This window comes from Polynucleobacter sp. AP-Nino-20-G2 (genome assembly GCF_018688235.1).
Classification (GTDB): domain Bacteria; phylum Pseudomonadota; class Gammaproteobacteria; order Burkholderiales; family Burkholderiaceae; genus Polynucleobacter.
On record NZ_CP061313.1, the window covers coordinates 974963 to 995400 of the forward strand.

The 20438-nt window shown below is 47.4% G+C and carries 13 protein-coding genes and 2 tRNA genes; 12 read left to right on the top strand and 3 right to left on the bottom strand.

Features of this window, described 5'->3' with window-relative positions:
* Positions 1-69: 69 nt before the first annotated feature.
* A complete protein-coding gene (locus FD960_RS05105; RefSeq protein ID WP_215300451.1) occupies positions 70-1254 on the top strand; it encodes an acetyl-CoA C-acyltransferase family protein in 1185 nt (394 codons plus the stop codon).
* Between the two features lie 33 nt (positions 1255-1287).
* Here FD960_RS05105 and serB read toward each other — a convergent pair whose 3' ends face one another.
* Positions 1288-2181 (bottom strand): phosphoserine phosphatase SerB, encoded by an 894-nt coding sequence (gene serB / locus FD960_RS05110; RefSeq protein WP_215300452.1) that lies wholly within the window; start codon positions 2179-2181, stop codon positions 1288-1290.
* A gap of 13 nt (positions 2182-2194) precedes the next feature.
* Positions 2195-5737, bottom strand: coding sequence for a transcription-repair coupling factor (mfd, locus tag FD960_RS05115; RefSeq protein ID WP_215300454.1), 3543 nt, complete (start codon positions 5735-5737; stop codon positions 2195-2197).
* A 23-nt stretch (positions 5738-5760) separates the two neighbouring features.
* Between mfd and ispD the strand changes: the two genes are divergently transcribed.
* The 9 genes from ispD (at position 5761) to FD960_RS05160 (ending at position 15023) form a co-directional block, all read left to right on the top strand.
* A complete protein-coding gene (ispD, locus tag FD960_RS05120) occupies positions 5761-6519 on the top strand; it encodes a 2-C-methyl-D-erythritol 4-phosphate cytidylyltransferase (RefSeq protein WP_215300456.1) in 759 nt (252 codons plus the stop codon).
* Between the two features lie 13 nt (positions 6520-6532).
* Entirely contained in the window at positions 6533-7036 is a 504-nt protein-coding gene (ispF, locus tag FD960_RS05125; RefSeq protein WP_215300458.1) for a 2-C-methyl-D-erythritol 2,4-cyclodiphosphate synthase, read from the top strand.
* Between the two features lie 81 nt (positions 7037-7117).
* Positions 7118-7204 (top strand) — tRNA-Leu (locus FD960_RS05130).
* Between the two features lie 57 nt (positions 7205-7261).
* A complete protein-coding gene (gene tig / locus FD960_RS05135; RefSeq protein ID WP_215300460.1) occupies positions 7262-8599 on the top strand; it encodes a trigger factor in 1338 nt (445 codons plus the stop codon).
* A gap of 33 nt (positions 8600-8632) precedes the next feature.
* Positions 8633-9262, top strand: a complete 630-nt coding sequence (gene clpP, locus FD960_RS05140) for an ATP-dependent Clp endopeptidase proteolytic subunit ClpP (protein WP_215300461.1) — start codon at positions 8633-8635, stop codon at positions 9260-9262.
* Positions 9263-9291: 29 nt separating this feature from the next.
* The gene (gene clpX, locus FD960_RS05145) at positions 9292-10650 is read left to right on the top strand and encodes an ATP-dependent Clp protease ATP-binding subunit ClpX (RefSeq protein ID WP_215300463.1); all 1359 of its coding nucleotides are present in this window, start codon (positions 9292-9294) and stop codon (positions 10648-10650) included.
* 178 nt (positions 10651-10828) lie between these two features.
* Positions 10829-13261: an endopeptidase La gene (gene lon / locus FD960_RS05150; RefSeq protein ID WP_215300464.1), complete on the top strand. Its 2433-nt coding sequence runs from the start codon at positions 10829-10831 to the stop codon at positions 13259-13261.
* 116 nt (positions 13262-13377) lie between these two features.
* Positions 13378-13453 (top strand) — tRNA-Val (locus FD960_RS05155).
* A 103-nt stretch (positions 13454-13556) separates the two neighbouring features.
* Positions 13557-15023, top strand: coding sequence for a peptidylprolyl isomerase (locus FD960_RS05160; protein ID WP_215300466.1), 1467 nt, complete (start codon positions 13557-13559; stop codon positions 15021-15023).
* Here FD960_RS05160 and FD960_RS05165 read toward each other — a convergent pair whose 3' ends face one another.
* Positions 15024-15641 (bottom strand): arylesterase, encoded by a 618-nt coding sequence (locus tag FD960_RS05165; RefSeq protein ID WP_251369858.1) that lies wholly within the window; start codon positions 15639-15641, stop codon positions 15024-15026.
* A 60-nt stretch (positions 15642-15701) separates the two neighbouring features.
* Between FD960_RS05165 and FD960_RS05170 the strand changes: the two genes are divergently transcribed.
* Positions 15702-16382, top strand: coding sequence for an ABC transporter ATP-binding protein (locus FD960_RS05170; protein ID WP_215300469.1), 681 nt, complete (start codon positions 15702-15704; stop codon positions 16380-16382).
* A gap of 21 nt (positions 16383-16403) precedes the next feature.
* Positions 16404-20438: a phosphoribosylformylglycinamidine synthase gene (purL, locus tag FD960_RS05175; protein WP_215300471.1), complete on the top strand. Its 4035-nt coding sequence runs from the start codon at positions 16404-16406 to the stop codon at positions 20436-20438.

Sequence of the window (20438 nt, forward strand, 5' to 3'; positions counted from 1 at the left end):
AAAAACAGTATTTGGGTCTGTATTCAAGACCATAAATTAGCCTAACAAGGCACAGCTAAGGGGATTGATATGAGTCGTGATGTCGTCGTATTAAGTGCTGTACGTTCAGCAATTGGTGCTTTCAATGGATCGCTAAGCAGCCTTGAGCCATCTGAGCTCGGCGGGATTGTGATGAAAGAAGCGGTTGCCCGCTCTGGAGTTGATCCAGCGCTGATTAATTATGTGACAGTTGGAAACACGATTCCTACAGATAATCGTTATGCCTATGTTGCGCGCGTCGCCTCAATTCAGGCGGGCCTTCCAATGGAATCTGTAGCGATGGCGTTGAATCGCCTCTGTAGCTCTGGCCTTCAAGCAATCGTGACGACTGCTCAGCAAATTATGTTGGGCGACTGTGACTACGGTATTGGTGGTGGCGTCGAGGTCATGTCACGCGGTATGTATGGTTCTCCAGCGATGCGCAGCGGTGCACGTATGGGTGATACCAAAATGCTCGACTTAATGGTATCCGTGTTAACCGATCCATTTGGTGTTGGTCATATGGGCGTAACAGCGGAGAACTTGGTTGAAAAATGGAAGCTGACTCGCGAAGAGCAGGATGCGCTGGCAGTAGAGTCTCATCGTCGCGCCGCCAATGCAATCAAAGAGGGTCGCTTCAAATCTCAAATCGTTCCCATCACTATCAAAACACGTAAAGGTGATGTTGTGTTCGATACGGATGAGCATTGCAAACCTGACACCACCATGGAAACCTTGGGCAAGATGAAGGCGGTCTTCAAAAAAGAGGGTGGTAGTGTTACAGCGGGTAACGCATCTGGCATCAATGATGGTGCCGCATTCTTTGTATTGGCTGATGCAGAAACTGCGAAGAAGGCTGGCCACAAGCCGATCGCCCGCCTTGTTTCTTACGCGGTCGCTGGCGTTCCAAACCACATCATGGGCGAAGGCCCGATTCCGGCTACGAAAATTGCACTTGAGCGTGCTGGTTTAAAACTGGATCAAATTGATGTTATTGAATCCAACGAAGCATTTGCTGCTCAGGCATTGGCAGTGATGAAAGGCTTGGGATTGGATCCAGCTAAAACCAACGTGAATGGCGGCGCTATCGCTTTGGGTCACCCAATTGGTTGTTCTGGCGCTGCGATTGCGACCAAGGCAATTCATGAGCTACAACGCGTTCAAGGTAAATACGCACTGGTCACCATGTGTATTGGTGGTGGACAGGGTATTGCAACTATTTTCGAGCGCCTATAAATAAAGGCAGCGCCCCAGCTCATAGCTAGTCGACTATGAAGCGATTAGCAGTAAGGCAGCATCCAAGCCGACACGGTCAAAAGCCGCGTCGGCTTTTTCTTTGACGATTGGCTTTGCTCGATAGGCAATGCTGATGCCTGAGCCATGCATCATGGGAAGGTCATTGGATCCGTCGCCCATGGTGATGGAGTGATGTTTTTGGCAGCCCATGAAGTTGCAGGCTTGATCAAGATAAGCCGCCTTCGCGGCGCCATCAACAATCTCGCCGATTACTTTGCCGGTGAGTTTGCCATCGACAATTTCTAAGGTATTGGCTTGCGCTTGTTTGAATCCCAACTCCAGACGTAACTTTTCAGTAAAGAAGGTAAAGCCGCCTGAGACTAGTAGCGTGTAGAGTCCGCGCTCGGTAGCGCCGGCCAATAGCTCTTTGGCACCGGGGTTTGGTCGTAAGCGCTCTCTGTAAACGGATTCCAGCACTTCAGCGGAGACCCCTTCTAATAAGGCGACTCGCCGACGTAAGCTCTCTTTAAAGTCTTTGATTTCGCCGCGCATAGTAGCTTCTGTGATCTCTGATACTGCCGTTTTTTTGCCTGTGAAGTCGGCGATCTCATCAATACATTCAATATTGATCAGGGTTGAATCCATATCCATCGCTAACACTTTGGTATCCAGCGGCTTAAATCCGGGGGATAAAAAGGCTAGATCCGATCCATGCTTTAGGGCGATCTCTCTCATCGCCATTTTGGCTTCTGGTAGCAGAGTCTTGCTACTGCTCCATCGCTGCGAGAAATAAGAGCCATGTTTGGCGGCACCATTGATTGTCTCCAGCTCAATTCCGAGTATCTGAGCGTGATTAGAGAGCGCTTTAGAGAGTTCTAGGCTGATGGACTCATTAGATAGGGCGACAAGGGTGAGATGCTTTGACATAGGATTGCTTTGGTTAATTTGCTTGAGCCGTCGTTAGCATGGCGGATTCATTCAAGCTGCGAAGTATTTTGCGGATATGCTCAAGACGTTGCTCTAGCTTCTCAAAATCCCGTTCCTTTTGGGGGAGAACTTTCAACTTATCTTGGCCGTTGAGCTGAATATATTTTGACGATTGAATCAATTGAATGATTTTCATCGGATCAATGGGTGGATTGGGGATGAACTGAATTTGAATCGATACAGGGGTCGCATCAATCTTCTTGATGCCAAATCCGGTCATCTCTAGGCGTAAACGGTGGGTTTCATAAAGCGATTTCGCTTGATCGGGTAGATCGCCAAAGCGATCCACTAACTCTTCTCGTAATCCCATGAGCTCAGAGAAGTCATTTGTTCCAGCAAATCGTTTGTATAGTGAGAGTCGCTCGTGCACGTCAGGACAGTAGTCATTAGGCAGAAGGGCTGGGACACCAAGGGTAACGTCGGCAGTGGCTTGTAGTGGCGATAGCAGATCAGGTTCTTTCCCGCTCTTTAAGGACTTTACTGCGCGATTAAGCATTTCCGTATACAGCTGAAAGCCAATCTCATGAATTTCGCCGGATTGTTTGTCGCCTAAAACTTCGCCAGCGCCACGAATTTCTAAATCGTGCATCGCTAAATAAAAGCCTGAACCCAATTCTTCCATCGCTTGAATGGCATTTAAACGCAGTTGTGCTTGTTTGCTTAGCGCCTCTGGATCGGGGACGAGTAGGTAAGCATAGGCTTGATGGTGTGAGCGCCCAACGCGACCTCGTAATTGATGCAATTGAGCTAGACCAAACTTATCTGCTCTATGCATGATGATGGTGTTGGCCGTAGGGACGTCAATACCGGTTTCAATAATAGTAGTGCACAACAAGATGTTGGTTCGTTGTGTGACAAATTCACGCATGACGGATTCTAATTCTCGCTCATGCATTTGTCCGTGGGCAACGCTGATGCGAGCCTCCGGAATTAATTCTTGTAGCGCATGCTTGCGGTTCTGAATAGTCTCAACTTCGTTATGCAGGAAATACACCTGGCCACCACGTTTAATTTCACGCAAGATTGCTTCGCGAATAACGCCATCACCTTCACGCCTCACAAACGTTTTAATCGCTAAACGCTTTTGAGGTGCAGTAGCAATTACGGAGAACTCCCGTAATCCTTCCATTGCCATCCCCAATGTTCTTGGAATTGGCGTGGCCGTCAAAGTCAATATGTCGACTTCGGCACGAAGGGCTTTGAGAGCATCTTTTTGGCGCACACCAAAACGGTGCTCTTCATCAACAATCACTAATCCTAAATTGGCAAATTGTGTTTCTTTGGATAGTAATTTATGTGTGCCAATGATGATGTCTGCTTCACCCTTAGCAATCCCCTCTAAAGCAGCGTTAATTTCTTTGGCGGTCTTAAAGCGAGAGAGTTCGACAATGCGTACCGGCCAGTCAGCGAAGCGATCTTTCCAGGTTGCGACATGTTGCTCTGCAAGTAATGTTGTTGGCGCCAAGATCGCTACTTGTTTGCCACCCATTACCGCTACAAAGCTGGCGCGCAAAGCAACCTCGGTCTTGCCAAAGCCGACATCACCGCACACCAAGCGATCCATTGGAGTGCCGCTAGTCATATCGCCTATGACTGCTGCAATGGCATTGGCTTGATCGGGAGTTTCTTCAAAACCAAAGCTTTCAGCAAAGGCTGCGTAATCATGGGCCGAGAATTCAAAAGCATGACCCTTGCGGATGGCGCGAGCTGCATAAAGACTTAATAGCTCCGCCGCAGTATCTCGAATTTGTTGGGCAGCCTTTCGTCTTGCCTTATCCCATTGGCCTGAGCCTAATTGATGGAGGGGTGCTGAGTCTGGATCGGAGCCTGCGTAGCGCGTGACCATTTGTAGTTGCTGCACAGGCACATACAAGGTGGCATCTTTGGCGTAGACCAAGTGCAAGAATTCCTCAAAAATAGGCTCTTCTTTTGGCGGCGCCAAATTGAGCAGAACAAGACCTTGATAGCGACCAATTCCATGGTCAGAGTGCACTACTGGATCACCAATCTTGAGCTCAGACAGGTCCTTAAACAGCATATCCGGATCAGCACTTTCGCTATCCTTGCCTTTACGACGTTGGCGCGCAGTCGCTGTGAATAACTCCGCTTCTGTGACAACAATGAGATTTTCAGAGGGCCAAGTAAAGCCATTAAATAGTGGGGCGGTTACTAGACCAAATAAGGAATTACTCTTGATGAAGTCAGCTATGCCGTCGAAGCTTTCTGGCTTTAATGGATAGAGGGGCTTGCCGCTCTGACCCGAGACATCATTACTTTCCTCAAACAATTGCCGAATGGATTCCTTGCGTCCAGCGCTGTCACTACAGATTAAGATTCTCGTTTTTTCTTTTGATACCAATGCACGCAGACGATTAATCGGATCTGTATCGCGGCGATGGATTGATAGGTCAGGGACTGCTAAAAATTGCGGAGCTTCTTTTGCTTCTTTGTCTAGAACTAAGCGAGCATTCGGTTTTGCAGCGGTAAAGAATTCATCAACATCAAGAAACAATTCATTTGGCGGAAGAATAGGGCGATCAAGATCATGCTTTAAGAATTCATAGCGTGAAAGAGTATCTTTCCAAAAGCTTTTAATTGATTCCTCAATATCGCCAATGCTAACGATCCAAACGGGATCGCCAGAGCGTGGGAAATAATCAAAAACACTGGATGACTCTTCAAAGAAGAGTGGCAAGTATGATTCGATGCCAGCACTTGGAATGCCTAAGTTGATATCTTTATAGATAGAACATCTAGTGGGATCACCTTCAAATACCTCACGCCAACGACCACGAAAGGCGGTGCGAGAGGCATCATCAAATGGGAATTCGTGACCCGGCAGCAAGCGAACCTCTTTGACTGGATATAGGCTTCGCTGCGTATCCGGATCAAACGCGCGGATTTGTTCAATTTCATCGCCAAACAGATCTAGGCGATATGGCAGACTGGATCCCATGGGGAATAGGTCTATCAATCCTCCGCGAATACTGTATTCGCCTGGGCGCATGACTGCGCTAACGGGGTCGTAGCCAGCTTGCTGAAGCTGTAGTTTTAATGCTGCCTCGTTGAGTTTGTCGCCTTGACGAAAGAAAAAGGTGTGGCCGGATAAAAAGTTGGGTGGCCCAAGCTTTTGAAGTGCGGTAGTCACGGGGACTAAAACAATATCGCAACTACCATTGAGCAATTCATATAGAGTTGCAAGACGCTCTGATACTAAATCCTGGTGTGGAGAAAAATGGTCGTAAGGCAGGATTTCCCAGTCAGGCAATAAGCGGGTTTTCAGCTGTGGGGCAAAAGCAGGAATTTCTTCGAGCAGGCGCTGCGCCTCTTGGGCTTGTGCGCAAAATATCACCATCACCGAGAAGTCTGCGCGGTAACGAAGGGCGGATTGAGCAATCAGCGCTGCATCGGATGATCCGACCAACCCTGAAAAGGTAAAGCGCTGCCCAGCCCGCGGTGCAGGTATGGGGGGTACAGGTTTTAATGCATCAGACATCTTGGCTCATTATAGAATCAGGTATGAACCAAGGAATTCAATCGCAGCAGCGCTTGCCAAAGTGCCATGCCTTGTTGCCTACCGCAGGCAGCGGATCTCGTCTTGGTGGCAACTTACCAAAGCAATTTCAATCGCTAGCTGGCAGGCCGATGCTGTCTTATGCTGTAGATGCTTTTAAGGCAACTCCTGAAATTACATCCATTTGGGTTGGTGTAAGCCCTGGATTCATTGACAACCCCATCCTTGGTCAACTCTCCGATAGTGCAAAACCACTGCATTTCTTAGCCACTGGTGGCTCAACTCGGCAAGAAACCGTCAGAAATACGCTGGCTGAGATGCTTAAGGCGGGTATTTCAGAAAATGATTGGGTATTGGTGCATGATGCGGCACGACCTGGAATCTCCCCGGCATTAATTCAGAAATTGCTAACTGCTGTTCAGCAGGCGGGTGAGGGTGGTTTGCTTGCCATGCCATTGGCTGATACCTTAAAAAGAGCTGATAGCACCTCCGCTATTGCAGGCAACCCAACTCGGGCTGAAAAGACTATTTCTCGTGACCACCTTTGGCAGGCTCAGACCCCGCAAATGTTTGGCTTGAAGGCGCTGCATGATGCTATTGAAAATGGCATCAGATTAGAGGCTGATATTACTGATGAAGCCAGTGCTATGGAATTGACTGGCGCTAGACCCCTTTTGGTTGAGGGCGCAACAATCAATTTCAAAGTGACTCATCCGGCCGACTGGGAATTGATGCAAACTATTCTGCAGTCAAGAGCCCCATAAATAAAGATTTTCAATGACTCAAAGCACACCCCATATCCCCCAGTTCAGAATCGGCCAAGGTTACGACGTTCACGCCCTGGTCTCTGATCGCAAATTGATTTTAGGTGGCGTTCATGTCCCTAATGACAAAGGTCTATTGGGCCATTCTGATGCTGACGCCTTGTTACATGCGCTAACGGATGCGCTGCTTGGTGCGGCCGGATTGAACGATATTGGCCAACTTTTTCCGGATACCGACCCTCAATTCAAGGATATGGATAGCCGGATTTTGCTTAGAGCGGCTTTACAGAAGATCCAGGCAGCAGGTTTTCAGGTTGGAAATGTTGATGCAACGATCATTTGTCAAAAGCCTAAATTGGCTACTTTTTTGCCGGAGATGGTACGTAATATCGCTGCAGATTTGGCGGTAACCCCAAGCCATGTCAACCTGAAAGCCAAAACGAATGAATCTCTGGGCCATTTAGGGCGGGGCGAGGGCATAGCTGTTCATGCGGTTGCTTTGCTCTATAAGGCCTAAAAGATCCTCCAAAACCGCTAAGCATTGTAGAATTACGGTCTTTAGAGTGAAGTCTAGCTCGGTAGTGTTTGCGGAATTCGCGCGAGGATGGCGAAATTGGTAGACGCACCAGGTTTAGGTCCTGACGCCAGAAATGGTGTGGGGGTTCGAGTCCCCCTCCTCGCACCACAAGATAGCTACTTGGCTTGGGCTTCACATATTCTGATTTTCAATTAAGAGACGAGAATGGCTGTGCAGATAGAAAATTTAGGTCAGTTAGACCGCAAAGTGACCTTAGAGTTCGCTCGTGCCGATTTGGCTAAGGCAAAAGAAGCCCAATTGGCCAAATTGGGTAAAACCATGAAGGCTCCAGGCTTCCGTCCAGGCAAAGTACCAAAGGCCATGGTTGAAAAGCAATATGGCATGCAAGTGGATTTTGAGCTCCAGTTCGATAAAGCCTCTGAACTCTTTTTTGAATTGGCTAAGAAGGAAAATATTCTTTTGGCTGGTCAGCCACGTCTTGACCCAAAGAGTGAGTTAGACGCAGACAAGATTGTTTTTGATGTGTTCTTTGAAGTGTTGCCAGAAGTCAAAATTGGCGATTTCAGCAAAGCAGAAGTAACCAAATACGTAACCGATATCTCCGATGCGGAAATTGATCGCGCATTAGATGTATTGCGCAAACAGCAAGTGCACTACCACCCACGTGGTGAAGCTGGTGCCCATGGCGATGGCGGTGCAAACACTGCTGCTCAAAATGGCGATCAAGTCGTCATTGATTTTGTTGGCAAGATCGATGGTGTTGAATTCGCTGGCGGCAAGGCTGAAAACTTTGAGTATGTTCTCGGTGAAGGTCGCATGCTTCCTGAATTCGAAGCGGCTACTTTGGGCCTCAAAGCAGGTGAGAGCAAGTCCTTCCCATTAAGCTTTCCAGCGGATTACCATGGCAAAGATGTTGCCGGTAAAACAGCTGAATTCACAATCACTGTGAAGTCAGTGAACTGGGCTCATCTGCCAGCCGTTGATGATGCGTTTGCATTGTCTCTCGGTGTGACTGAGGGTGGCGTTGCTAAGATGCGCGAAGAAGTTAAAGAGAATCTGGACCGTGAAACAAAACGTCGTATTACGTCCTTGTTAAAGAGCGAAGTAATGGACAAGCTCAATAGCTTATGCGAATTGGATGCGCCCAAGTCTTTAGTGGCGCAAGAGCAAGAGCGTTTAGTTCAGTCAGCTCGTCAAGACTTAATGCAACGAGGCGTTCCTAATGCAAAAGATGCGCCAATTCCTGCTGAAATTTTCGCTGAGCAAGCGCTCAAGCGCGTGCGTCTCGGCTTGATTTTGAGTGATTTGGTTAAGCAGCAAAATTTGGCCGCTACTGCGGATCAAATTAAAGCTGAGATCGATGAGCAAGCCGCTACATACGAAGATCCAAAAGAAGTGGTGCGTTGGTTCTACAGCAATCCAAGTCGCCTCAAAGATATTGAGAACTTAGTTTTAGAAGATAACGTCATCAAATATTTCACATCACAAGCTAAAGTGATTGATAAGGCTGTCACCTTCGAAGAGTTGAGCAAATTAAACTAAGCTTGAGTATTTATTAAATAAAGGTCTAATCACATGAATCACAATCACTTCCAGTCTGAGAATTTAGAGCCAAAAGGTTTGGGTTTGGTTCCAATGGTGATTGAAACTTCTGGCAGAGGTGAGAGGGCCTATGACATTTACTCTCGCTTACTAAGAGAGCGCGTAGTGTTCTTAGTTGGCGAAGTAAATGATCAAACAGCAAATTTAGTGATTGCTCAGCTGCTCTTCCTGGAGAGCGAGAACCCTGATAAAGAAATTTCTCTATATATCAATTCTCCTGGTGGCTCCGTTTCTGCTGGTTTGGCTATCTATGACACGATGCAATTTATTAAGCCTCACGTGAGCACGCTGTGCATGGGTATGGCTGCCAGTATGGGCGCCTTCTTGTTGTGTGCTGGCGAAAAAGGCAAGCGCTATGCTTTGCCTAACTCCCGCGTAATGATTCATCAGCCGCTCGGCGGCGCACGTGGTCAAGCTTCTGATATTGAAATTCAAGCGCGTGAAATTCTCTATTTGCGCGAACGTCTCAATAAGATTTTGGCTGATCGCACAGGTCAATCCATTGAGACTATCGCCAAAGATACTGATCGAGATAACTTCATGTCTGCCGAGCAGGCTCAAGAATATGGCTTGATTGATAAAGTTATCGACAAGCGTCCTTAATAAGACGCTGCACATATTAGGCATTTATTTTGAGCGATACCAACACTCCTAGCACCGACAAAATTCTGTATTGCTCTTTCTGTGGCAAGAGCCAGAATGAAGTGAAGAAGTTGATAGCGGGTCCTTCCGTTTTCATTTGCGATGAGTGCATTGATTTATGTACTGACATCATTCAAGAAGAGCTTGCTAAGCTTCCGAAAAGTGATGGCGACGATTCTTTACCAACGCCTCATGAGATTCGTGAAAACTTAGATCAGTATGTGATCGGTCAAGATCACGCCAAAAAGACATTGGCTGTTGCGGTTTATAACCATTACAAGCGCTTGCAGTATTTACCAAAGCTAAAAAAAGAGAAGTTGGATAAAGACGGCAAGCCGGTAGAGGCTGCCGATAAGAAAGAGTCTAAAGTCCCGGCTAAGGCCATGGTGGATGGTGTTGAGTTGGCGAAAAGTAATATTTTGCTGATCGGACCAACTGGATCCGGTAAAACTTTACTAGCCCAGACTCTTGCCCGAATGCTCGACGTGCCATTTGTAATGGCTGATGCAACTACTTTGACCGAAGCTGGTTATGTAGGTGAGGACGTTGAAAATATTATTCAGAAGCTATTGCAAGCTTGTGATTACAACGTCGAAAAAGCGCAGCGTGGCATTGTTTACATCGATGAGATCGACAAGATTTCTCGTAAATCAGATAACCCATCTATTACTCGTGACGTATCGGGTGAGGGTGTTCAACAGGCATTGCTCAAGTTAGTTGAAGGTACGATGGCTTCTGTTCCTCCGCAGGGCGGGCGCAAGCATCCGAATCAGGATTTCCTGCAAGTGGATACCACCAACATCCTATTTATCTGTGGCGGTGCCTTTGATGGTCTAGAGAAGGTTATTCAACAGCGCACTGCGAAAACAGGCATTGGCTTTAATGCCACTGTTCCAGGCAAAGATGACCGCGGTGTCAGCGATCTCTTGATAGAAGTTGAGCCTGAAGACTTGATTAAGTTCGGTTTGATTCCAGAGTTGATTGGTCGTTTGCCAGTAGTGGCAACTTTGGCGCAACTCGATGAAGCTGCTTTAATTCAGATTTTGACTGAGCCTAAAAACGCGTTAGTGAAGCAGTATCAAGCCCTTCTGACAATGGAGGGCTCTGAGTTGGAGGTTCGTCCAGCAGCTTTATCTGCAATTGCCAAGAAGGCGATTGCCCGTAAAACCGGCGCAAGAGGCTTGCGTTCTATCCTCGAGGGATCCCTCATGGATGTGATGTATGACTTACCCTCTTTAAAGAATGTAGAGAAGGTAGTGATCGACGAAGCTACGATTCAGGATGGCGGAAAGCCCATTCTGATCTACAAACCAGGCGAAGAATCTGCTGAATTGAGCAAAAAAGCTTAATTTTTCACTTTTTTAGTGGTTTTCGACCACTTTTTACACATTTTTAGCGTTTTTCCCCCTTGTTTTTCCGTGGTAGGCACCCATATAGGTAGTATCCTATTCCTAAATAATGTCCGTATGTAGTGGTGCGGCATTTTTAGAGAATTTTACGGAATGACTATTTTGGAGGAATTGCCCCATGCCTGGCCACTTATTACTACCCTCTGAACCTATTCAATTGCCTTTGCTCCCATTGCGGGATGTCGTGGTCTTTCCACATATGGTGATCCCCTTATTTGTGGGTCGCCCAAAATCCATTAAAGCCCTTGAGGCGGCTATGGAAACCGGAAAAAATGTACTCTTGGTTGCCCAAAAAACTGCAGCCAAGGATGAGCCTGGCGTAGAAGATCTCTATGAAGTCGGCTGTATTGCCAACATCTTGCAGATGCTAAAACTGCCAGACGGCACCGTAAAGGTTCTGGTTGAAGGCGTTCAGCGCGCTGAGGTGAGTCAAGTTGAAGATAGCCAAGGTTATTTCGGCTGTGAGGCTACGCCCACCGCTATTTCTGCGCTGGATGCCCATGAAACTGAAGCCTTGCGCCGCGCCATCATGGCGCAGTTTGATCAATACGTAAAACTGAATAAGAAGGTTCCTCAGGAGATCTTGTCTTCTCTGGGTGGGATTGATGATCCAAGCCGCTTGGCGGATACGATTTGCGCCCATTTGCCAGTGAAACTCGAGCAAAAGCAACGTTTACTTGAGATGACTGATGTTGTTCAGCGTTTAGAGAGTTTGTTGGCTGATCTCGAAAGTGAAATTGACATTCTTCAAGTGGAAAAGCGTATTCGTGGACGTGTTAAGCGTCAAATGGAAAAGAGTCAGCGCGAGTACTACCTCAATGAGCAAGTTAAAGCCATTCAGAAAGAATTGGGTGAAGGTGAAGAGGGCGCCGATCTTGAAGAGCTTGAGAAGCGCATCAAGGCGGCACGTATGCCTAAGGAGGCCTTGAAGAAGGCTGAGTCTGAGTTGAAGAAGCTCAAGCTCATGTCACCCATGTCTGCTGAAGCAACAGTGATTCGCAATTTCATTGACACCTTGGTGAACCTCCCTTGGAAGAAAAAAACCAAAATCAATAATGATCTAGCCAATGCTGAAAAGGTATTGGACGAGGATCACTATGGTCTTGATAAGGTTAAAGAACGCATCCTAGAGTACCTCGCAGTCCAGCAACGTGTTGACCGAGTGAAGGCGCCTATTCTTTGTTTAGTTGGGCCTCCTGGTGTTGGTAAAACTTCCTTAGGGCAATCGATTGCGCGAGCAACAAACCGGAAGTTTGTGCGTATGGCTTTGGGTGGTGTTCGCGATGAATCCGAGATTCGTGGACATCGTCGCACCTATATTGGCTCTATGCCTGGAAAGATTTTGACTAGCCTTACCAAGGTTGGAGTACGTAACCCACTATTTCTCTTGGATGAAGTGGATAAGATGGGCATGGACTTCCGCGGCGATCCTGCAAGCGCCTTGCTTGAGGTGCTAGATCCCGAGCAGAATCATACCTTCCAAGATCATTATGTTGAGGTAGATTTCGATTTATCTGATGTGATGTTCGTTGCCACATCAAACTCCTTAAACATTCCTGGCCCATTGTTAGATCGCCTGGAGATTATTCGTCTTGCGGGCTACACCGAGGATGAAAAAACCAGTATTGCTACCAATTATTTAATCCCTAAACAGATTAAAAATAATGGCCTGAAGAAGGACGAGCTGAAGATCGAGGAAAGTGCAGTGCGTAGCATGATTCGCTATTACACGCGTGAAGCGGGTGTGCGTTCTTTAGAGCGTGAAATTAGCAAAATCTGCCGCAAGGTAGTGAAGTTGTTGCTCCTCAAGAAGGAAGCCGCCCCAGTTACGGTGAACGCAGACAATCTTGAGAAATTCTTATCTGTGCGAATGTATGACTTCGGTCTAGCTGCCAAGGAAAATCAAGTTGGCCAGGTTACTGGCTTGGCTTGGACCGAGGTTGGTGGAGATTTGTTGACTATTGAAGCTGCCGTAATGCCAGGTAAGGGGGTTATTACGCGCACAGGTTCGATTGGTGATGTCATGAAGGAGTCTGTTGAGGCGGCGAAAACCGTTGTGCGCTCTCGCGCTCGATCGCTTGGTATTGCTGATGAGGCGTTTGAGAAGAAGGATATTCATATTCACTTCCCGGACGGTGCTACACCTAAAGATGGACCATCTGCAGGTATTGCCATCACTACTGCGCTGGTGTCAGTCTTCACAGGCATTCCTATTCGCTCGGATGTAGCTATGACTGGTGAGATTACCTTGCGCGGTGAAGTTCTGCCAATTGGCGGCCTCAAGGAAAAGCTTTTAGCTGCGCATCGTGGCGGCATCAAGCTGGCGTTAATCCCGGAAGAGAATGTCAAAGATTTGATCGATATTCCAGATAACGTGAAGAACGCTATTGAAATAGTTCCCGTTCGTTGGATTGATAAGGTGTTGGAATTGGCTTTAGAGCGACAACCAGTCGCCTTGCCGGATCCAACTCCGGAGGAGCTTGCTAAAAAGGCTGCTGAGGCCAGCAAAGCCAACGAGAAGATTTCCCCTCCGGAGGCCTTAAAGCATTGAGATTGGTTGGTATTTGAGGGATTTTTTATCTATTAGCTCACCTCTTTTTACAAGATTTGATGAAGAATCCCTCTTTTGTTCTCACTCTAGGTTACAATCTCGTCTGTATTAATTTGGGGCGCTTAGCTCAGATGGTAGAGCGTCTGCCTTACACGCAGAATGTCGGCGGTTCGATCCCGTCAGCGCCCACCAGTTTCCCAAATCGCACTTGCTTCTCTTTTCAGGCCCTCTAGATCACCTAGACTCTCAGCCTAGTAAACTCGCATCATTGACTTCATTTCCTAGCGATTAATTCATGTTTGATACCGTACGTAAGCACCAAAAGATTTTGCAGCTTGTGTTGATGCTGTTTATCGTTCCATCATTCGCCATGTTTGGCATCTCCAGCTATTCCAGCTTCATGGACAAGGAGACTGACGTCATCAAGGTCAATGGCAAGCCGATCACTGTGCAAGAGGTGGATTCAGCTGCTAAACGCCAAGCTGAGCGTGTAGGTGGCAATGCGCAAATTGCGCAAAGCCTGCCGTTTCGTCAAGCTATATTGAATGAGTTATTGCAGCAACGAATTTTAGGTTTCGCTGTGAGTGACCTACGATTGCAAGTTGGCAAACAAGAGTTGGTCAATAGCCTACAAAAAATTCCACAGATTCGTGCGCTTTATCGTCAAGACGGTACGTTTGATGACGCCCGCTTTAAGCAGTTGCTGGCGAGCAATGGCATGAATGAAGAGCAGTTCTACGCTGGACAAAGTTTCGACTTAAAAATTCAGCAGCTGGTAAATTCTGTTGCCCGTACTGAATTAGCAAATCCAAAACTTGCTGAGATTGTTTCTTCTTTGTATGAGACGGAGCGCCAAGTTCAAGCACTTCAATTTAATGCTAAGGATTACCTAAGTAAGGTCAATCCTAGTGCCCAGGAGTTACAAGCGTTCTATGACTCTAACGCGAAGTTATTTGAACAGCCAGAATTTATTGATGTTGAATACATTGTGCTTAAGGCGGATTCCAAAGAAGATTCAAAGGCGTTTAACGAGAAGGCCGATCAATTCGCCAACCTGACGTATGACCAATCAGACAGTTTGAAGCCGGCTGCGGATAAGCTCAAACTTTCTATTCAAACGCAAAAAGGCGTGACTCGCAGTGGTGCGCCTGGGTTATCAAAGGATCACCCATTAGCAAACCCCAAAGTGGTTCAGTCACTCTACGGTGATGAGGCGCTTAGAAATAAACGCAATATCGAGGCAGTGCAAACTTCTCCCGGCGTATTTGTTTCAGCTCGTGTTGTGACACTGCACCCAGCACAAGTTTTGCCATTCTCTGAAGTATCGGCTGAAGTAAAGCGCCAGGTTAGCCAGCGCGCTGCTGAGAAGTTAGCTGTTTCAGCCGCCACGGAAAAATATGCAGAGCTTGAAAAAGATCCAAAGGGTGGCGCTGGTTTTGCTGCTCCGATTTGGGTTTCACGGAACAAGCCTGGTAACTTAGTTGGTCAGTCCCTAGATGATGTGATGTCCATCAACGCAGATAAGTTGCCTGCTGTTGTATCTGTGTCCAATCCTGGTGTTGGTACAACCCTTTATCGAATCGATCAATTGCGTCAACCAGCATCCGTAGATGCAAAAGTTCACAAGGCCCAGGCGCAACAGATACAAGCCCTGGCTGCGCAATCAGAGTTTGCTGGGTTTATGGCATATTGGCGCAATAGCGCTGGGGTTAAGGTGATTAACCCCCTGAAGCAAACAAACTCTGGATCGGCTGGCAGCTAATTATTTTCCCGTCTGCTTGAGTATATTTTGATATGGGGCCATCGAGCCCCATACGTTTTTAAATAGGAGCACCTGAGCATCCACATTTGGATGCATTCGATCGGGTTGAAATAACTCCGGTCTTGTGGCAACACCTTCCAAGAAAAAAGGCAGCAATTCAATCTTCTCTTCTTTAGCCAAGGCGGGGTAGAGCGCTTTGAATTGAGCTGTGTAGCCCTGACCGTAGTTCGGCGGTATTTGCATTCCTAGTAGCAAAACCTTGGCACCTGATTGCTTGCTTAGAGAGATTAGCCTGCGTAAATTGGCATCTGTTTGAGAAATCGAAAGCCCGCGAAGGGCATCATTTGCACCCAGTTCAATGATAACAATGCCGGGCTTCTTTTGGGATAGAAGCAAGGGTAATCGAGTGAGTCCACCTGAACTTGTCTCGCCACTGATGCTGGCATTAAATACCGTCCACGAACTTGAATCTTGCTTTAACTGAGCTTGTAGCAGGCCGACCCATCCGGAGCCTCGTGGCAGCCCGTATTCTGCTGAGAGGCTGTCACCGAGTACTAAAATCACTGGGTTGGTGTTGGCCCATGAATGAATGCTTAATAACAGGCAAAATAGGCCCATTAGTAATGATTTGAAATTACAAGTATTTATTCGCATTATTCATTCTAGAAAAATTTCCACATGAGCCATCAGCCTAAATCAATCGCCGCTAACCATGTGGGTAAGTCTGTCAAAACATCCGATGGTGATTTGGCCATTTTGCACGACATTGATTTTGAAATCAGTCAAGGCGACAGTGTCGCCATTATTGGCGCATCTGGTTCTGGAAAAAGTACCTTATTAAGTATGTTGGCTGGCTTAGATTTGCCCTCGGTCGGGCAGGTGACGCTCATGGGTAAAAATCTCAACGAGCTGGACGAAGATGGCAGGGCCAAACTCAGGGGTGAATGTGTGGGGTTTGTTTTTCAGTCATTTCAACTCCTCCCACATTTGAATGCCTTGGAAAATGTCATGTTGCCGCTTGAGCTATCTGGCACATCCCAGTCTGAGGCTAAGTTGGCAGGTGAGGTTTGGCTTGAAAAGGTCGGCCTGCAAAGTAGGGCCAGCCACTTTCCTAATACCTTATCGGGTGGCGAGCAACAGAGAATCGCCTTGGCTAGGGCCTTTATAAATCAACCGGCCATCCTATTTGCTGATGAGCCAACGGGGAGTCTGGATGAGGCTAGTGGGAAGCGGGTAATTGAGCTACTTTTTGAGCTAAATCGTGAGAATTCCTCAACATTGGTTTTGGTAACTCATGATCCAGCCTTGGCTGCACGGTGTAATCGTCAAATCCGCCTCAGCGGCGGTCGCCTGGCTTGATCAAAACCTTATAATCTAGGGATGTCTTCATACTGTTGCTTGCCCGGGGCAAATGCCCTTTCAGCCTTCCGCCAACAGCGACTTTTAGCTTCGCTGGCAGCCCAAGGTGTCCAACTTGAGTCTATCGAGGCTCAATATCTTCATTTTGTTTGGTCCGAGTCTTCGCTCAATGCGAAAGACAAAGAAGTCCTAGAAAGTCTTTTGACTTATGGGCAGCCTTTTGAGGCTCAACTGAAAGAAGGTGGCTCGTGGTTTAGCAAGGGCTCATCTCTTAATACCGCTATTGCCATTCCTCGATTTGGTACTGTTTCGCCATGGGCGAGTAAGGCAACGGATATTGCTCAGCAGTGTGGATTGAGCGTGTTACGTATAGAACGCGGTGTTCAATATTCGTGGCAGAGTAAAAAAGCGTTAAGCCCGAATCAAGAGCAACTTGTCATGGCGGCGATTCATGACCGCATGACCGAGGCCGTGATTAGTGACGTCAACGAAGCGGGTGTTTTGTATCAGACATTAGAGGATCGCCCTCTGGTGCGAATTCCAGTGTTGACTGAAGGTCGCGCAGCTTTGGATAAAGCAAACCAGGACTTGGGTCTCGCTTTATCTGATGATGAAGTGGATTACCTTACTGAAAATTTTATTCGCCTGAAGCGAAATCCTAGTGATGTAGAGCTCATTATGTTTGCTCAGGCAAACAGCGAGCATTGCCGTCACAAGATTTTTAATTCCAGCTGGACGATTGATGGCGATGATCAGGAAAAATCATTATTTGCAATGATTCGCAATACGCATCAATTGCAACCAGAGGGCACTATCGTTGCCTATTCTGATAATTCAGCAGTAATGGTTGGTTGTGAAGCCGAAACTTGGGTCCCGCAAGGCATTGAGCATCGTTACGAAAAAGATACTCGTTTAGTTCATACGCTAATGAAGGTGGAGACACATAACCATCCTACGGCTATTGCCCCATTTCCCGGGGCTTCCACAGGCGCGGGCGGTGAAATTCGCGACGAAGGCGCAACCGGTATTGGCGGTCGGCCTAAGGCTGGTCTGACTGGATTCTCTGTTTCTAACCTGAATATTCCCGGAACAGATTTGCCGTGGGAGTCTGAGAAGTACGGCAAACCAGAGCGCATTGCTACACCTTTGCAAATAATGATCGACGGCCCATTGGGTGGCGCCGCTTTCAATAATGAATTTGGTCGTCCTATTTTGGGTGGTTATTTCCGTGTATTTGAACAAACCTTAGAAGGTGTCCGTCGCGGCTATCACAAACCCATCATGATCGCTGGTGGTATCGGTAGCATTGATGCTATTCACACCGCAAAGAAAGAAATTAAGCCAGGGCATTTACTTGTTCAGCTGGGTGGACCAGGAATGCGTATCGGCATGGGTGGCGCAACAGGGAGTTCAGTTGCCACTGGAACCAATACTGCGGATTTAGATTTTGACTCTGTTCAACGAGGCAATCCAGAGATGGAGCGTCGTGCGCAAGAGGTCATTAATGCTTGTCGCGCTATGGGTGAGAATAACCCCATTGTTTCCATTCACGATGTTGGAGCTGGCGGCCTATCTAATGCCTTCCCAGAGCTTGCTGATGGCGCGGGTTTAGGCGCTCAATTTAAATTGCGTAACGTTCCTCTAGAAGAGAGCGGTATGAGTCCTGCAGAGATTTGGTGTAACGAATCTCAAGAGCGTTATGTTCTGGCTATTGAATCTAAAGATCTCGATTTACTCAAATCGATGTGTGAGCGTGAGCGTTGCCCGTTTGCGGTAGTAGGCGAAGCAACTCAAGAACGTCAATTGCAATTGAGTGACAGTAAACAGTCAACAGACTCTGATGCTGCATTGCCGATCGATATGCCAATGGAAGTGTTGCTTGGTAAACCACCACGTATGCATCGTGATGTAAAGCGTGTTGAACAGCATTTTGATGAGCTCAACGTAACTGATGCCGATCTGTCTCAATGCATCGCCTGGGTATTGCAGCAACCTACGGTAGCTAGTAAATCTTTCTTGATTACTATCGGCGATCGTACGGTTGGAGGCTTAAATGCGCGCGATCCTTTTGTTGGTCCTTGGCAAGTTCCGGTAGCCGACTGTGCTGTCACGATCATGGATTACAAAGGCTATCGTGGTGAAGTAATGACAATGGGTGAGCGGACGCCATTGGCTGTTATTGATGCGCCTGCAGCTGCGAAGATGGCTGTTGGTGAGGCGATTACTAATCTGCTTGCAGCTGATGTACGTCGTCTTGAAGATGTTAAGTTATCCGCCAACTGGATGGCAGCTTGCGGCGCACGGGGTGAAGATGCCAAGTTATACGATTCAGTACAGGCTATCGGCATGGATCTTTGTCCTGCTTTGGGAATCTCCATTCCTGTAGGTAAGGATTCCTTATCAATGGCTACCGCTTGGCAGGAGGGGGATCAAGCCAAGAAGGTTGTCTCTCCGGTTTCCTTGATTATTTCTGCTTTTGCTTCGGTGCAAGATGTGCGTAAAACGACTACGCCATTGCTCAAACTTCGGGATCAGTCTGGTGCCGCACTAGAAACAGAGCTCATCTTGATAGATTTGGGTCGCGGCAAGAACCGCATGGCTGGTAGTATTCTGGCTCAAGTTCTCAATCAATCAGGAAAATCCGCCCCGAATGTGGATCATCCCGAGGATCTCAAGGCCTTAGCTGATGCCGTTATCGAATTGCGCAAAGAAGATAAGTTACTGGCTTATCACGATCGCTCTGATGGCGGATTGTTTGCCTGTATCGCTGAGATGGCTTTTGCTTCTCACTGCGGTATTTCCATGAATGTCGATATGATTGCTGTTGATATTGGCCAAGAGCCTGATTACGGTGATGCAAAGAATTGGGCTGAACAAGTCTCGGGTCGTCGTCACGAACAAACCTTGCGGGCTTTATTCAATGAGGAGCTTGGTGCGGTCATTCAAATTCGTAAGGCAGATCGTGATGCGGTCTTTGCTATTTTGCGAAAGCTTGGCTTGAGTGCTTATAGCCATGTCATTGCCAAGCCGAATACCAATGGCCGGATTGAAATTTGGCGAGATGCCAAAAATATATTTGCAGAGCCACGTGAGGTATTGCAAAAGATGTGGAGCAATACCAGCTATCAGATTGCACGCTTACGAGACAATCCTGATTGCGCTGATAGTGAATTTGCTTTGCTGGATGATGTTGCTGATTCAGGTATGTCTCCAAAGCTTTCGTTTGATATTGCGGAAGATGTTGCAGCCCCTTTTATTAACAAAAATGCGAGACCAAAAGTTGCCATCTTGCGAGAGCAGGGTGTTAACTCTCACGTAGAAATGGCTTATGCCATGAATTGGGCTGGTTTTGATAGCTACGACGTGCATATGTCGGATTTGCTTTCAGGAAAAGCTCGGCTGGAAGACTTCCGCGGATTGGTTTCTTGTGGTGGATTTAGTTATGGCGATGTGTTGGGGGCTGGTGAGGGGTGGGCCAAAACCATTCTATTTAACTCACAATTGCGTGATCAATTTTCCGCATTCTTCAGTCGCCAAGACAGCTTTGCCTTGGGTGTATGCAATGGTTGCCAAATGATGAGCAACCTCTCCGGAATTATTCCTGGCGCTGAGGCTTGGCCAAAGTTCACCCGCAATCAATCTGAACAGTATGAAGCACGTTTGGTAATGGCTGAGGTGATGGCTTCACCATCAATCTTTACTCAAGGTATGACTGGTAGTCAACTGCCGATTGCAATTGCGCATGGCGAAGGTTTTGCTAATTTTAGTCAGCAGGGCAATCTTGAGGCATTGCAACAACAGGGTTTAGCTGCCTTACGTTTTGTGGATCACAAGGGCAATCCTACTGAGTCTTACCCTATGAATCCCAATGGTTCGCCCGGCGGTCTTACTGGCGTGACAACCCCCGATGGTAGATTCACGGTAATGATGCCGCATCCAGAGCGTGTATTCCGGGCGGTACAAATGAGTTGGTGTCCTCCTGAGTGGCTTGATACCCCCGATGGAGCAAGCCCTTGGATGCGTTTATTCCGCAACGCTAGGGTTTGGGCGAAGTAA